Raw genomic sequence first — 15,380 nt, 5'->3', positions numbered from 1 at the left:
CCGCACCGGAGGGATCGCCTCGGTCGATGATCCCGACACCGGCTGCACCGGCCGGACGTTTCCGACGTCCGGTGCACAGCAGGATCGGATCTCCCGCGCAGCATACCTTCCGCCGTGCGTTCCGCAGGTGGTGACGCGCCCGGATCCGCCGGGAGATCCGGCGGGACGGGGCCGCCGGCGACCGTCGCCGGCGGCGGTCCGCCTCCGGACGCTCCTATGATGGCCCCGGGTGCGACCCATTGAGCCGTGGTCGCGCCGTGGTCCGTCGGGCGAGAACCCCCGCGAGGACGAGGAGGGGAAGACGTGACGGACGGAGCACCGAGGAGCGTCGACTGCCTCCGCCCCGAGATCGCGTCGTCCTGGCGCCGGTCGCAGATGAGCGGGATGGGGCCCGAGTCCGGGGGCCGGTTCTCCGTCGCCGACGTCGACCGGGCGAGCCGGCTCGCCGTCGCGGCCGCGCCGGTGCTCGATGGCCTGGCCGAACAGCTCGACGAGCAGTCGCTGTGCCTGATGCTCGCCGACCGGGACTGCCGCGTCGTCGTCCAGACCAGCGGGGACCGGCGGCTCCGGTCGGCACTGGAGTCCGGCGGGGTGATGGTCGGCTCCGGCGTGGGGGAGGAGTCGGCCGGGACCAACGGTCTGGGAACCGCCTACGAGCTCGGCCGCGGGGTGTGGATCAACGGCGACGAGCACTACCTGGACGCGCTGAAGCCGTTCAGCTGCTTCGGCCATCCGATCCGGCACCCGCTCACCCGCCGCATCGAGGGTGTGCTCGACATCACCGCGGCCGGCGGGACGGCCAACCCGCTGTTCGGCGCCCTGATCGTCCGGGCGGCCCAGGACATCGAGGCGCGGCTGCTCGACGGTGCCCGGGAGGTCGAGCGACGGCTGTTCCTCGCCTTCCAGCACGCGACGCGGCAGCGCTCGTCGCCGATCGCGGTGCTGGGCGGGGACACGGTCCTGACGAACCGGAGCTGCCTGGAACGCCTCGGGACGGCGGACCCGTCGGTGCTGAACAGGCTCGCGTCCGAGGTCCTGCGGGCGGGCACGGCCTCCGGTGACCTGGACCTGGGGGCGGCGGGGGTCGTGCCGGCCCGGGCCGAACGGATCGCGGGCACCCCGGACGGGGTACTGCTGCACCTCGGGCCCCGTCGCCCTCCCACCCCCGCCCGGACCGCGACGGCGTGGGTGCCCACCGACCGGAACGTGCTCGTCGCGGGTGAGCCGGGTACCGGGCGGTCCACCGAGGCGGTCCGGCTCGCCGGGGAGGGCCCGGTGGTCCACCTCGACGCCGCGGATGCTCTGACCGGCTCGGACCGGGCGTGGTCGGCATCGCTGCTCGATCTCACCCGGGCCGGCACCGAGGTCGTCGTCGTCGACGACGTCGACCTGCTCGACGCCGGCCTGTGCACCGTCGTGGGCCGCGCGATGGCCCGGGCGACGCGCACCCGCTTCGTCCTGACCTCCGGCCCGACGGCCGACCTGGCCCCGCACGTCGGCCGGCTCGTCGCCCGGTGCTCGCAGCAGGTCGAGCTGGCCCCGCTGCGGGACCGGCGCCACGACCTGTACGGGCTCGTCCGGGAGTTGGTGTCGCGCACCGGTACCGGGCGGGAGCTGATCCTCACCCCGGGTGCGTTGCAGGCTCTCGGGGCCCAGCCGTGGCCGGGCAACCTGGTCGAGCTCGCGAACGTCGTCCGGGAGCTGACCGACCTGCCCACGACCCGGCGGATCGACGTCGGCGACCTGCCCGAGCGCTACCGCTCCAGCGGCCGCCGGCCCGGTCGTGGGGGCCGGGAGCGCGCCGAGCGGGTCGTGGGGGCCGGGAGCGCGCCGAGCGGGTCGCCATCCTGCACGCGCTCACGGCCTCCGGGGGCAACAAGCTCCGGGCCGCCGAGGAGCTCGGCATCAGCCGCACGACCCTCTACCGGCGGATGAGGGCGCTGGCGGTGCCCGACGACCTCGCCGCGGAGGGACGATCCGCGCAGGCGTGAGCGGCTGTCCCGTTCTGGAACAGTCCGCGCCGCCGCGGTGCGGCAAGGTCGGGACGTATCGCCGACGGTGCATGTGCCGCGCGGCGTCCCTCCCGATGACGTGAAGGAGCTTCCATGAAGACCAAGGCCGCGGTCGTCTACGAGACGAACAAGCCGATCGAGATCGTCGAGCTCGACCTGGACGGCCCGAAGGCCGGTGAGGTGCTGATCCGCTACACCCACGGCGGGCTGTGCCACTCCGACGTGCACATCGCGCACGGCGACCTCGAGGCCCGGCTGCCGATGGTCCTGGGTCACGAGGGCGCGGGGATCATCGAGGAGGTCGGCGAGGGCGTCACCCGCGTCAAGCCCGGTGACCACGTCGTCTGCTCGTTCATCCCGAACTGCGGCACCTGTCGCTGGTGCTCCACCGGCCAGCAGGCCATCTGCGACATGGGTGCGACGATCCTCGAGGGCTACCTGCCCGGCGAGCGGTTCCCGTTCAGCGGCCCGAAGGGCCAGTACGGCGCGATGTGCATGCTCGGCACGTTCAGCCAGTACTCCACGATCCACCAGAACTCGTGCGTCAAGGTCGACGACGACCTGCCGCTGGACAAGGCCGTGCTGGTCGGCTGCGGCGTGCCCACCGGCTGGGGCTCGGCGGTCAACGCCGCGGACGTCTCCCCGGGTGAGACCGTCATCGTCACCGGCGTCGGCGGCATCGGTATCAACGCCGTGCAGGGTGCCCGCTACGCCGGCGCGAAGAACCTGATCGCGATCGACCCGCTGCAGAACAAGCGCGAGAAGGCGATGGAGCTCGGCGCGACCCACGCCGTCGCGACCGCCCAGGAGGCCGGTGACCTGGCCCGGGCCATGACCAACGGCAACGGCGCGGACAAGACCATCGTCACCGCCGGCATCGTCACCGAGGAGATCGTGACGGGTGCGTTCGAGAACACCGGCAAGGGCGGCACGGTCGTCCTGACCGGGCTGAACAAGCTCTCGACGACGAACGTGCAGCTTCCCGGCTCGATCCTGACCCTGTTCAAGAAGACGGTGAAGGGGTCCCTGTTCGGCGACTGCAACCCGACCGTCGACATCCCGAAGATCCTGGGTCTGTACCAGAGCGGTGACCTCAAGCTCGACGAGATCATCACGAAGTACTACACCCTCGAGCAGGTCAACGAGGGCTACGACGACCTGCTGAGCGGCAAGAACGTCCGCGGCGTGATCGTGCACGAGCACTGAGGACGACCGCCCAGATGACTACCGCACTGCCGCCCGCCGGCCCGGACGATCTCGTGTCCGGGCCGGCGGGCTCGTCGTCCGTCGTCGGACGGTCCCGCGAGGTCGAGCTCCTCGTCGCGGCTCTCGACGCCGGCGCGCACGTCGTGCTCGAGGGCCCTCCGGGCACCGGCAAGACCACCCTGCTCCGCGCCGTCGCCGCCGAGGCCGACGCACCGTTCGTCTTCGTCGAGGGCAACGCCGAGCTCACCCCGGCCCGCCTGGTCGGGCACTTCGACCCGGCCCAGGTGCTCGAACGTGGCTACGACCCGGACGCGTTCGTCGACGGGCCGCTGCTCGAGGCGCTGCGCACCGGGGCCCTGCTCTACGTGGAGGAGGTCAACCGGATCCCGGAGGAGACCCTCAACGTCCTGATCACCGTGATGAGCGAGGGTGAGCTGCACGTCCCGCGCGTCGGCCGGGTGCCCGCCGCCGAAGGGTTCCGCCTGGTCGCGGTCATGAACCCGTTCGACGCCATCGGCACCGCGCGGATCTCCTCGGCGATCTACGACCGGGTCTGCCGGATCACCATGGGCTACCAGGAGGCCGTCGACGAGTCCGCGATCGTCGAGCTGCGGGCGCCGAAGGTCGACGCCGCGTGGCGCGGCAAGGTCGTCGAGCTCGTCCGCCGGACCCGGTCGCATTCCGACATCCGGGTCGGGTCGTCGGTGCGCGGCGCCATCGACACGGTCCGGATCGTGGACTCCCTGGCCCGGCGCCGCGGCGTCGAGCCGACGGTGTGGCGGGTGGGGCTCGACGCCGCGCTGGTCGCGCTGTCCGGCCGGATCCGGCTGACCGAGTCGTGCGAGCGCTCCCCGGAGGACATCGTTCGCGAGCTCTACGAGGCCGAGTTCGGTGCCGAACCCGGCCCCACCGACGACCAGGACCCGTCCGGCGGTGATGCGTCGGGGGGAGCCTGAGCCCGCCGACCCCGGCGGGCGCTCCCGATCCGGCGGCACGACCGCAGCGGCCCCGCGCCCGGCCGGGGGACCGGACCACCCCGAGGGCCGAGCTCGCCCGGCAGCGCAGCTTCGCCGAGATCTCCCCCGAGGTCGGCGTGCTCGATGCCGAGGCGTTCGACGCGGCGCTGAAGGAGTCGCCGGACACGACGCTCGCGTTGATGGCCGACATGGCGCGGGCGACGGATGAGAAGCTGCGCGCCGCGGCGCGCCGGCTGGCCGGGCGGATCATGCTCGACACGGCGCGGTCCGGCCCGCCGCGCGAGCGCGGGATCGGGCGCCTGCGGCCGGTCCCGGCCGACCGCGGCGGCGATCTGGACCTCGACGCCTCGCTGGGCACGGTCGCCGAGGCACGCGCCGCCGGCCGGGTCCCGGCGCTGGACGAGCTGACCGCCCGGGCGTGGGCTCGCCCCGGTCTGGCCGTGTGCCTGCTCGTCGACGCGTCCGGGTCGATGGGCGGGACACGTCTCGCCGCCGCCGCGCTGGCCGCGGCGGCGTGCGCGTGGCGGGCACCGGGGGAGCACGCGGTGCTGTCCTTCGCCAAGGAGGTCACGGTGCTCCGCTCGCTGCACTCCACCCGTGCGCCGGCCGCCGTCGTCGACGACGTCCTCGGCCTGCGCGGGCACGGTGTGACGGGGCTGGCCGGGGCCCTGCGGGCGGCCGGTGAGCAGCTCTCCCGCACCCGCGCCGCGCGCAAGGTCGTGGTGCTGCTCTCGGACTGCCGGGCCACCGACGACCAAGACCCGCTCCCGGCCGCCGCCCGGCTGCCGGAGCTGCTCGTCCTGGCCCCGGCGGAGGACACCGAGCAGGCGGAGGACCTGACCCGACGGACCGGGGGCCGGTGGGCACCGATCGCCGGGGCCGCCGACGCGGCGTCCGCTCTGACCGAGCTCCTGGCCCGCTGACACCACCACCGGGGACGGAGGGCCGTCCCCGGTGGTGGTGTCAGTGCCGTGCGGCCGGGAGCCGGCCGGTCCCCAGCACGCGGTCGAGGAGCCGGAAGCGGAACACGACCGAGAGCAGGACGAACCAGCCGACCAGCGACGGCAGCACCACGGCGAACACCGGCGGCGCGGCACCGGTGAGGCCGAAGTAGTTCGACAGCACGGGGGTGAACACGACCCCGGCGAACGCCGCGGTGAGCAGCACGACCAGGACCGCGGGCCGCTTGTCGGCGACCGTCGCCGTCCAGGACGCGAAGATCCGGTGCGGGGGCAGCAGGAACAGGATCAGTACGAACGACGCCAGGGCGACGAACGTCGACAGGGCGGTCTGAGCGCCGATCGTGGCCGCGGCGGCGGCGAAGTCGGTGTCGCGCCCGTAGACGAGGCCGGTGTAGCCCTGGAACTCGGTGATCACCTCGGCCGGGGTGCGCCCGCTCGTGAAGCCCTGCAGCACCGAGGTGTACATCAGGGTGTAGATGAACGTGCCGACGCCGGCGGTGACCAGCGCGGCGGGGATCACGAAGCGGCCGAGGTTCGCGAGCAGGTTCTCGTCGGGTTCGCCGGGCGTGGCCCAGACGGTGAGGAAGAACGTCGGGATGCCGACGGTCAGGAGCGTCAGGCCGACCTGGGTGGGGGAGTAGGGGAAGCCCAGGCCCAGCATCGCCACGGTGAGGATGACCAGGCCCTGGGTGGCGACCCGGGCGAGGAACACGTACATCGACACGGCGAGGCCGGAGATGATGCGGCGGCCCTCGTCGCGGGCGGGAAGCAGCGCGGCGAACGAGTCGTCGGTGAGCACGATGTCGGCGACGTCCTGGGTGACGGTGCTGCCGCTGCGCATGGCGACACCGACGTGGGCGCTCTTGAGGGCGCGGGCGTCGTTGACGCCGTCGCCGAGCATCGCGACGTAGGCGCCGCGGCGGCGCAGGGCGCCGACGATGCGTTCCTTCTGCTCGGGGGCGACGCGGCCGAACACGGTGGTGCGGGCGACGAGGGAGTCGAGGGCGGTGTCGTCGAGGTCGTCGAGGGACGGCCCGGCGACGGGCTCGCCGGCGTCGAGGCCGGCTTGTGTGGCCAGGGCAGCGACGGTGCGCGGGTCGTCGCCGGAGAGCACCTTGATCGCCACGCCGCTCTCCCGGAAGCGGGTGATGGACTCGACGACCTCGGGACGTAGCTCGTCGGAGAGGGCGACCAGTGCGACCGGTTCCAGCCGGGGCAGCGAGGCGCGGCCGTCGTCGTCGCGCAGGCCCGCGCCGGCGTCGGTGGGGCGGGCGAGCAGCAGGACCCGCAGGCCGAGCGCGGTGCGGTCGGTGACGCTCGTTCCCGGGACCGGCGTGTCCAGGTACGGGGCGAGCGCGTCCGGCGCACCGAGCACCCAGGTCCCGTCGGACCCGGTAACCAGGCCCGACCAGCGCAGCGACGACGCGAACGGGATCTCGTCGCGCAGCTCCCAGGCCCGCCCAGGCAGCGCGGCGGCCAGGGCGACGGAGGTCAGGTTCGGGTCGGTGACCGAGGCGGCGAACCGGCCGAGCACGGTGCTGGTGTCGACGCCGTCGTCGTCCGGGGGCCCCAGCTTCTCGATGTCGGACAGCCCCAGGCGGCCGGTGGTCAGGGTGCCGGTCTTGTCGGTGCAGACGACGTCGACGTGGGTGACCGACTCGACGGCGTTGACCTGCTGCACCAGCGCGCCCTGTTTCGCGATCCTCGCCGCGCCGCGGGTATAGGCGACCGCGATCAGGAAGAACAGGCCGTAGGGGACCAGACCGGAGAGCACCGCGGTGATCTGCACGACGCGGAGCAGGGTGAAGCCCTCGAGCAGGGCCTGGGCCAGGATCGCGCCACTCATCAGCACGACCAGCGCCATCGTCAGCCGGACCACGAAGTCGATCCGCAGCTGCAGCGGGGTCTTGTCGGTGGTGACCCGGCGCGCCTCGAGCGTCAGACGCCCGGCGTAGCTGTCGGCGCCGACGGCCTCGGCGCGCTGCCAGCCCTGCCCGGCGACGCAGAAGCTCCCCGAGCGCAGCGTGTCCCCGACCTGTTTGACGACCGGGTCGGACTCGCCGGTCAGCAGCGACTCGTCGGCCTCCACCCGCCCGGCCACGACCGGCCCGTCGACGACGATCTGGACCCCGGCCCGGACCTCGACCAGGTCCCCGCGCACGACGTCGACGGCCGGCACGCCGGTGCGGGCGCCGTCGCGGGCGACGGTGACGTCGGTCCGGTCGAGCAGCTGAAGGTTGTCGAGCTTGCGCTTGGCGCCGATCTCCTGGACCGCGCCGACGACGGCGTTGACCAGGCCGAGCCCGACGCTGGTGAACGCGTCGTTGTAGCGGCCGAGCACGAGCAGCACGACGCCGATCGCGAACAGGATCGTGTTGTAGAAGGAGAAGACGTTGGTGCGCAGGATCGTCGCGTAGGTGCGTGAGGTTCCCTTGACCGGTGCGTTGACCGCTCCGGCTCGCCGTTGCTCCGCGACCTGCGCGCTGGTCAGGCCGCCCTCGGGCGGTGCGGCCGCGACGTCGACGGTCGTGGTCCCCATCCGGTCTCCTCCTCCGTCGTGCCGTCCGCCCGGCGCAGCATGGCAGGTGGACATCGGCCACCCGGGGGCTCGGGCCATGATCGGGTCATCCGCGATTGATCGCGTCCGGGAATCGTGGCGGCACAACCTGTGGCGGGGCTGAAGGCGGTATCCGGCCCCGCTGTGAACGCCGTGAGCGGCACAGAGGGCGACCGTGGCATGCGTCCGACAGGTTGGTCCCGCCGGTTTCGCCTGGCCGGGAGGCCCGTCGGGGCGCACGCTCTGAGGGGAGCACCGTCGAGACCCGGGGAGTGCACATGGGCGACAGCGCAGACGACCGGAACGACGACGGCCCGTCGCAGGCCGAGGCCGAGCTCGGGGCCGCGGTGGACGAGGCCCTGGCCGAGGAGGTGAAGCGGCAGAAGGCCCGGTTCGTGCAGGAGATCATGGGCCTCGACCGCATGGAGGGCGTCGGCCGCAGCCAGGCCGAGCTGGAGGACCGGCAGGAACGGGCCCGGCGCGCGTACGAGGCGGACCGGGACACGGGCAGCGACACGGGCAGGGGCACAGGCAGGGACACGGGCCGGGACGACTCGGCGGACTGACCGTCACCGCACGGCGACCTCCAGCCGGGCGGGCCCGCGCAGGTTGATCCGGCCGTTCCACCCCAGGTCCTCGACCGTCACCGACGGGAACCGCGCGGCGAACCGGCCCAGGGCCGCCCGGGCCTCGAGCCGTGCGAGCCCGGCGCCGAGGCAGTGGTGCACCCCGGCCCCGAACGAGAGGTTGCGGTGCGCGTCCGGGCGGTCCATCCGGAACTCCTCGGCGTCGGGGCCGAACGCGTCCGGGTCCCGGTTGGCCGCGGCCAGGGCGGCCAGGACGAAGCTGCCCGCCGGGATCTCCTCGTCGCGCACGAGGAGCGGCTCGACGGTGATCCGCCGCATCAGCTGCACCGGCGGGTCGTGCCGCAGCACCTCCTCGACCGTGGGCGCGGCCAGGCCGGGGTCGGAGTGCAGCCTCCGCAGCTGCTCCGGGTGGCGGGCCAGTGCGAGGACGCCGTTGGCGACGAGGTTGACCGTCGTCTCGTGGCCGGCCACGTAGAGCAGCATGATCTGGGCGACCAGCTCGTCCTCGCCGAGGACGTCGCCGTCGTCGTCCGCGATGAGCAGCGCGGTGAGCAGGTCGTCCCCGGGGTGGCTGCGCTTCCACACGACGATCTCGCGCAGCATCTGCGTCAGCTCGTGGTTGGCGGCCCGGATCTGCGCGTGCAGCTCCGCGCCGACCAGCGGTTCGAGCGCGCGCACCAGCGTCCCGCTGAGCTCCCGGACCCGGGCCTGCTCGACGACCGGGATCCCCAGCATCAGCGAGACGACGGTGAACGGCAGCGGGAACGCCAGCTCGGCGACGACGTCACCGCCCCCGGCGTCGGCGATCCGGTCGAGCGCGTCGTCGACGAGGGCCTCGATCCGCGGACCCCACGCCTCGACCGCGCGGCGGGTGAACGTCGCGGCCACGAGTCGTCGCAGGCGGGTGTGCTCCGGCGGGTCCCGGTCCAGCATCGACAGCCCGAGCATCGGCCGGTTCGCCTTGCCGGGGCCGGCCGGGTCGTTCTTCCAGGCCGGGCGGTGTACGAGGTTCTTCTCGTCGACGGAGTGCGGTGCCCGCTGCAGCGCGGCGACGTCGTCGTACCCGGACAGGATCCAGAAGCCGAGCGGGTGCCGGTGGACCGGCGACCCGGCGCGCAGGCGGGCGTAGTGCGGGTGCGGGTCGTCGGCGAACCCGGGGGCGAACGGGTCGAACACGGCCGGCGCGCTCACTTGAGACCCGACCGGACGAAGCCGCTGACGATCTGGCGCTGCAGCACCAGGTAGAGCAGCAGCACCGGCAGGCACGCCATCCCGGCGGTGGCCATCAGCGGGCCCCAGTCGTTGCCCTCGGTGCCCATGAAGCTGCGGACGCCCAGCTGCAGGACCGCGTTCGAGCGCTGCATCACCAGGGCCGGCCAGAAGTACTCGTTCCAGGCGTTGACGAACAGCAGGATCCCGAGCGCGGCCAGCGCCGGGCGCAGGTTCGGTACGACGACGGTCCAGAGCGTCGCCCACGAGCCCCGGCCGTCCAGGCGCGCGGCCTCGAGCAGCTCGGTGGGGAAGCCCTGCATGTGCTGGCGCAGCAGGATCACCCCGAGCGCCGAGCACAGCGACGGCAGCACGACCCCGGCGACGGTGTTGAGCACCCCCAGCTGGGAGAGCAGCACGTAGTTGGGCAGCATCGTGACCTGGAACGGCACCAGCCAGGTGGCCACGAACACCAGGTAGAGCACCTGCTTGCCGCGGAAGTCCCAGGCCGCGAACGCGTACCCGGCGAGCAGCCCGGTGAGCAGCTGTCCGAGCGCGATCGCCAGCGCCATCACCGTCGTGTTGAGCAGCAGCCCGCCGATGTCGAGGACGGCGAACGCGTCGGTGTAGCTCTGCCCCGACAGCGGCCACGGGAACGGCGTCGGCCGCCGCGACGCCGTGCTCGCGCACCAGCGCCGCCCGGACCGCGGCGAGGATCTCGCCGGGGTCGCCGGTGTGCCGGTGGTCGCGGTCGATCTCCTGCACGACGACGACGCGTTCGCCGTCCGGGCCGGGCACCCCGAACGCCGCCCCCCACCCGGGTCTGAGCGCCGGGTGCGCGGAGGCGACGGTGTGCTCCAGGTCGTGCGGGTGCAGGTTCCGGCCGCGGACGATCACCAGGTCCTTGGTCCGGCCCACGACGTACAGCTCGCCGTCGACGAACATCCCGAGGTCACCGGTGCGCAGAGTGCGGTGTCCGTCCCCGTCGAGGGTGCCGAAGGCGATGGCGTCCGGCCGGCCCCGGTAGCCCCGCGCGACGTGCGGCCCGGTCACCCGGATCTCGCCGACCTCCCCGTCCGGCAGCGTCGCTCCGGTGTCCGGGTGGGCGATCCGCACGTCCGCACCGGGCAGCACCTGGCCGGACCCGGCGAGCGTCCGGCCGTGGCCCGGTGCCGCGGCCCGGTAGCGACCGCGGTCGAGCTCGTCCGGGTCCGCCTCGACGGTGCGCGGGCCGCGGCCCGGGCCGGTTCCGGTGACGATCAGCGTCGCCTCCGCCAGGCCGTAGCAGGGGTGCAGTGCCTCCGGGGCGAACCCGTACGGGGCGAACGTCTCGGCGAAGCGGCGCAGCGTGTCCGGACGGACGGGTTCGGCCCCGTTGAACGCGACCCGCCAGCTGCTCAGGTCCAGGTCCGCGGGGACGCCGCGGGCCGCGGCGGCGACACAGGCGTCGAAGGCGAAGTTCGGCCCGCCGCTGGTGTGCGCCCGGTGGTCCGAGATCGTGCTCAGCCACAGCATCGGACGCCGGACGAACGTCATCGGCGACATCAGGACCGCCGTCGCGCCGACGTGCAGCGGCTGCAGGACGTTGCCGATCAGGCCCTGGTCGTGGAAGAACGGCGCCCAGCCGACGACCGTGGAGTCGCGGTCGTGGCCGAAGTCGCGGCGGATCATCTCCTGGTTCGCGGTGAGGTTGCCGTGCGTCACCTGCACGCCCTTCGGGTCGGCGGTCGAGCCGGAGGTGTACTGCAGGAACGCGACGTCTTCCGTCGAGCACCGCCGAGGATCCGCGCGCGCTCCGTGACGGGCCGCCGACCCGTCGACGGCCAGCCAGGCCAGGTCCCCGCAGAGCGGCTGCACCGCCGCCCGGACCGACTCGGCGACGGCCGTCACGGTCAGCGCCGCCGACGGCTCGCAGTCCAGCAGGACGGCCCGGGTCGCGTCCGGCATCCGGTGCCGTCGCGGCGGGTTGACCGGCACCGCGACGACGCCCGCGTACAGGCACCCGAGGTAGGCGACGACGAAGTCCAGGCACTGGGGCAGGAGCAGCACCGCGCGATCCCCGGGACCGCAGTGCTCACCCAGCCACCCGGCCACCCCCAGCGCCCGGGTGTGCAGCTCGCCGTAGGTCACCGACTCCGCCTCGGCGCCGTGCTCGGTCAGGAACACGTACGCCGTCCGGTCCGGCTCGACGGCGGCGCGGTGGGCCAGGATCTCCGGGATCAGCGGTCCGTGCGGGCGGCTCACCCGGCGTCCCCCGCGGTCCCCGTCGACGGCCCGGTCGTCGGCTCGGAGAGGTCGACCGGCAGGTGGGCGGGGCCGCGCACGATCCCGCTGTGCTGCTGCCACGTGATCTCGGCGCCGGACGGCCGCAGACGGGCACCGGTCCGGTACAGGGCCCCCACCGCGACCTCGGCCACCAGCGTGGCCAGGGCTGCGCCGAGGCAGCCGTGCATCCCGTGCCCGAAACCGACGTGGCCCGGCGCGGTACGGGTGATGTCGAACTCGTCGGGACGGTCGAACGCGGCCGGGTCGCGGTTGGCCGCGCCCAGGCACAGCAGGACCTGCTCACCGGCGGCGATCGGCACCCCGCCGATCTCGACGTCCCGGGTCGGGACCCGCTTGGTGAGCTGCAGCGGGCTGTCGTACCGCAGGGCCTCGTCGACGGCGCCGCGCACCAGCCCGGGACGGCGGCGCAGCAGCGCGTCCTGCTCCGGGTTCCGGAGCAGGGCGAGCAGGAGGTTGCCGACCAGAGCCGTCGTCGTCTCGTTGCCGGCGACGAAGCACATGATCGCGACGAAGACGATCTCCTCGTGGTCGAGCGCGTCGCCGGCGCCGGTCCGTGCGGCCAGCAGCCGGCTGAGCAGGTCCTCGCCGGGGTGCGCCCGGCGGTGCGCCAGCACCCCGGTCAGTGCGCCGGAGAACTCCTCGACGACGTCGCGGACGCGCACCAGGTCGGCGGGTGTCATGAGCCCCGGCTCGAGCAGGAACCGGACGTCGTGGGTCCAGGCCCCGACCCGGTCGGAGACCTCGGCCGGGAGGTCCATCGCCGCACACAGCACCCGCACCGGCAACGGCCCGGCGAAGCCCGCGACGGCGTCCATGGCGCCGTCGGCGCGGGCCCGGGCGACCAGGTCACCGGCGACGTCCTCGACGACCGGGCGCAGGGCCTGCACGGCCCGCGGCGTGAACACCCGGTTCACCAACCCGCGCAGCCGCGCGTGGTCGGGGTTGTCGGTGAACACCAGCGACTTGCGGCCCAGCCGCGCGATCCGGTAGTAGCTCCCCGGGTCGTCCTGGCGGTCGATCCGGCGCGCCACCAGGTCGGGGATCAGCCCGGCGCTGAACGTCCGGTCGGCCAGCACCGTCCGCACGTCGGCGTGCCGGGTGAGGACCCACATGCCCAGCGAGCGGTGCACCGCATCGGTCTCGCGCAGCCGCCGGTAGAGGGGATAGGGGTCGCGGCGGACGTCGGGGTCGAAGGGGTTGAAGCGGACCCGTGCCGCGTTCATCGTGCGGCCGTCATCGCGCCGACGACGTCGTGCCGGGGGACCCGAAGAAGGCGTCGCGCTGCGGTGTCGCGACGATCCGGAGCAGGCAGATCTTGCCCATCCGGAACCCCAGCGCGGACATCCGCAGGTAGCGCTCGTAGCGGGCGACGACGTCGGGGCCGACGAGGTCGACCGCCTCGCCGCGGCGCGCCCGCAGCCGCCCGGCCCACTGCTCGCAGGTCCAGGCGTAGTCGAGCCGGTCGTTGCGCACCGACCGGATCTCGAACAGCCCGTCCGCGGCGGCGGTGATCTCGGCCAGGGTCGGCAGGTCCGCGTCGCGGAAGATCTCCTGCTGCATGAACCCGCTGGCGTGCGCGCGGTCCATGTTCGCGTAGGCGATCGTCTGCAGCGACAGCGTGCCGCCACCGGCGAGCCAGCCGTGGCAGCGGGCGAAGAACCGCCGGTAGATCCTGATCTTCTCCTCCGGCGGGTCCGCGGGGGAGGCGAAGTGCTCGAACGCCCCGACCGAGACGACGCCGTCGTAACGCGCCGCGGGGTCGTGGTCGGTCCAGCTCTCGCGGCGCACCTCGACGCCGGGACACCCCAGGTCCCCGACGAGGTCGGCCTGCTCGTCGCTCAGCGTCAGCCCCACCGACCGCGACACCCCGCGCGCGGAGGCACGGGCGAGCACCGCGCCCCAGCCGCAGCCGACGTCGAGGATGCTCTCCGCGTCGCCGGCACCGACGGCGTCGAGGTGGAACGCGAGCTTGCGCTCCTGCGCGGCGCCGAGGGTGTCGGACGGGCCCGACGGCATCGCGCAGGAGTAGGACAGCGAGTCGTCGAGCCAGAGGGCGTAGAACGCGTTGCCGACGTCGTAGTGGTGGCGGATCGCCGCCGCCGCGTCCACGGCGTCCGTCACGGGCTGCGCCGCGACGCTGCTCCCCGTCACGCGACCGGCTGCCGCAGCCGGGCGTGCAGCATGTCGACGACGGCGTCGAGGCGCGGGCTCTCGAACAGCGACTCGGGGGAGAGGTCGACGCCGTAGCGGTCCTCGATGTCGATCAGCAGCGACACGGCGAGCGCGGAGTCGACGCCGAGCCGGTCGAAGTCCGCGTCCGGCGCGACGGCGTCGACGGGCACCTCGAGCAGGTCCGCGAGGTACTCCCGGCACCACGTGCTGATGGCGTCGCGGCTGGTGTCCACGTGCTCGCTCCTCATGCTGCGGCGTCGGCGGGCGCCGACGCGGTTCCGGTGATGCGCTTCGACGCGATCCGCGCCGCGGTGGGCACCTTCAGGTCGTGCGCGAGACCGCACGCCGCCAGGGTCCGGATCAGCCAGTAGCCGGGGTCGAACCGGTACCAGTCGAGGCCGAACGACGGCGACTCGGGAAACGCGTGGTGGTTGTTGTGCCAGGACTCGCCGAGGGTGAGCAGCGAGAAGATCCCGCCGTTGCGGCTGTTCTCCCGGGACGCGTACGGCCGGGTGCCGAACATGTGCAGGAAGGAGTTGATCGCCCAGACGATGTGCTCGAGCACGAACATCCGGACGAGGCCACCCCAGAGCAGCCCGGTCAGCGCGGCGGCCCAGCTCTGCCCGACCACGCCGCCGACCACCGCGGGGAAGACCAGGCCCAGCGCGACCCACGAGTGGTAGTGCCGCGCGACGCGCACAAGGGCGCGGTTGCGGAGCAGGTCGGGTGCGTAGTGGTCGATGTTCGGGTAGTCGTGGCGGCGCATCCACAGGAAGTGCGAGTGCGCCAGCCCGCGCAGCCGTCCCCGCAGCCCGCTCCCGGCGAGGTTGGGCGAGTGCGGGTCGCCCTCGCGGTCGCTGTACTCGTGGTGCTTGCGGTGCAGGGCCACCCACGACACCACCCCGCCCTGCCCGGCCATCGAGCCGAGGACGGCCAGCGTCGAGGTGACCCGCGGCCCGGTCCGGAACGTGCGATGGGTGAACAGCCGGTGGTAGCCGATGGTGATGCCCATCCCGGTGAGCAGCCACAACGACAGCAGCAGCACGACGTCGAGGGTCCGGAGCGGCCACACCCACAGCAGCGCGACCGCGGCCACCGTCCCGATGATCGGCGCGACGTCGAAAAGCAGGAAGTGGCGGCGTTGCAGGCGGTGGATGTAGGGGCTGCTGACGGCCTTGCGCCGGGGCTCACTTTCCCGCCGGGACGATCCGGCGTCGGCCGGACGGTCGGTGGCCGGGCTGTCGGTGGCCGGACGGGCGGTGGCCGGGCTGTCGATGTCATGGTCTGCGCGCACGCGAACGCCTCACCTCGTGGAATCGTCCGGTCCCACCGGACGGACGTCAGCGACGCTAACGAGGCGCAGGAGCGGTCAGAGGCTCCATTGGATCTGCCGATCAAAGGATTGGCGGACG

12 protein-coding genes and 2 pseudogenes are annotated in these 15,380 nt (G+C 73.5%); 6 read left to right on the top strand and 8 right to left on the bottom strand.

The features are described from left to right. Positions 1 to 375: 375 nt before the first annotated feature. The 5 genes and pseudogenes from EV383_RS33260 to EV383_RS18510 all read left to right on the top strand — a co-directional run. Positions 376 to 1,761: pseudogene (locus EV383_RS33260) on the top strand (AAA-type ATPase lid domain-containing protein); the annotation flags it as partial. Further along, positions 1,659 to 1,991: a helix-turn-helix domain-containing protein gene (locus EV383_RS33255; protein WP_278044876.1), complete on the top strand. Its 333-nt coding sequence runs from the start codon at positions 1,659 to 1,661 to the stop codon at positions 1,989 to 1,991. The pseudogene EV383_RS33260 and the gene EV383_RS33255, both read left to right, overlap by 103 nt. A 114-nt stretch (positions 1,992 to 2,105) precedes the next feature. Further along, entirely contained in the window at positions 2,106 to 3,218 is a 1,113-nt protein-coding gene (locus tag EV383_RS18520) for an NDMA-dependent alcohol dehydrogenase (RefSeq protein WP_130291073.1), read from the top strand. Between the two features lie 14 nt (positions 3,219 to 3,232). After that, complete coding sequence (locus tag EV383_RS18515) at positions 3,233 to 4,174, top strand: AAA family ATPase (protein WP_130291072.1); 942 nt, start codon at positions 3,233 to 3,235, stop codon at positions 4,172 to 4,174. A 137-nt stretch (positions 4,175 to 4,311) separates the two neighbouring features. Next, positions 4,312 to 5,118, top strand: coding sequence for a vWA domain-containing protein (locus EV383_RS18510; RefSeq protein WP_242623190.1), 807 nt, complete (start codon positions 4,312 to 4,314; stop codon positions 5,116 to 5,118). A 40-nt stretch (positions 5,119 to 5,158) separates the two neighbouring features. Here the strand turns inward: EV383_RS18510 and EV383_RS18505 are convergent, their stop codons facing one another. Further along, positions 5,159 to 7,696 carry an HAD-IC family P-type ATPase gene (locus EV383_RS18505; protein WP_130291071.1) on the bottom strand — a complete coding sequence of 846 codons (2,538 nt, stop codon included), beginning with the start codon at positions 7,694 to 7,696 and terminating at the stop codon, positions 5,159 to 5,161. A 296-nt stretch (positions 7,697 to 7,992) separates the two neighbouring features. Here EV383_RS18505 and EV383_RS31255 point away from each other — a divergent pair, with 296 nt between their 5' ends. Further along, positions 7,993 to 8,280 carry a hypothetical protein gene (locus tag EV383_RS31255; protein WP_165438394.1) on the top strand — a complete coding sequence of 96 codons (288 nt, stop codon included), beginning with the start codon at positions 7,993 to 7,995 and terminating at the stop codon, positions 8,278 to 8,280. 3 nt (positions 8,281 to 8,283) lie between these two features. Here the strand turns inward: EV383_RS31255 and EV383_RS18495 are convergent, their stop codons facing one another. The 7 genes and pseudogenes from EV383_RS18495 to EV383_RS18465 all read right to left on the bottom strand — a co-directional run bounded on the left by EV383_RS18495 (position 8,284) and on the right by EV383_RS18465 (position 15,262). Further along, entirely contained in the window at positions 8,284 to 9,492 is a 1,209-nt protein-coding gene (locus EV383_RS18495; protein ID WP_130294696.1) for a cytochrome P450, read from the bottom strand. Continuing rightward, complete coding sequence (locus EV383_RS18490; protein WP_130294694.1) at positions 9,489 to 10,082, bottom strand: carbohydrate ABC transporter permease; 594 nt, start codon at positions 10,080 to 10,082, stop codon at positions 9,489 to 9,491. The genes EV383_RS18495 and EV383_RS18490 overlap by 4 nt, the downstream gene beginning before the upstream one ends. A gap of 463 nt (positions 10,083 to 10,545) precedes the next feature. Next, positions 10,546 to 11,754 (bottom strand): annotated as a pseudogene (locus tag EV383_RS18485) (AMP-binding protein); the annotation flags it as partial. Continuing rightward, positions 11,751 to 13,019, bottom strand: coding sequence for a cytochrome P450 (locus EV383_RS18480; RefSeq protein WP_130291070.1), 1,269 nt, complete (start codon positions 13,017 to 13,019; stop codon positions 11,751 to 11,753). The pseudogene EV383_RS18485 and the gene EV383_RS18480, both read right to left, overlap by 4 nt. 10 nt (positions 13,020 to 13,029) lie before the next feature. Continuing rightward, positions 13,030 to 13,917, bottom strand: coding sequence for a class I SAM-dependent methyltransferase (locus EV383_RS18475; RefSeq protein WP_242623189.1), 888 nt, complete (start codon positions 13,915 to 13,917; stop codon positions 13,030 to 13,032). Positions 13,918 to 13,943: 26 nt separating this feature from the next. Next, positions 13,944 to 14,201: an acyl carrier protein gene (locus EV383_RS18470; protein ID WP_242623188.1), complete on the bottom strand. Its 258-nt coding sequence runs from the start codon at positions 14,199 to 14,201 to the stop codon at positions 13,944 to 13,946. Positions 14,202 to 14,212: 11 nt separating this feature from the next. Beyond that, positions 14,213 to 15,262 (bottom strand): acyl-CoA desaturase, encoded by a 1,050-nt coding sequence (locus tag EV383_RS18465; protein ID WP_242623187.1) that lies wholly within the window; start codon positions 15,260 to 15,262, stop codon positions 14,213 to 14,215. Positions 15,263 to 15,380: the final 118 nt, after the last annotated feature.

The sequence above is a fragment of the Pseudonocardia sediminis genome (genome assembly GCF_004217185.1).
In the GTDB taxonomy this organism is placed as follows: domain Bacteria; phylum Actinomycetota; class Actinomycetes; order Mycobacteriales; family Pseudonocardiaceae; genus Pseudonocardia; species Pseudonocardia sediminis.
This window is presented reverse-complemented; position numbering and strand designations above follow the sequence as displayed.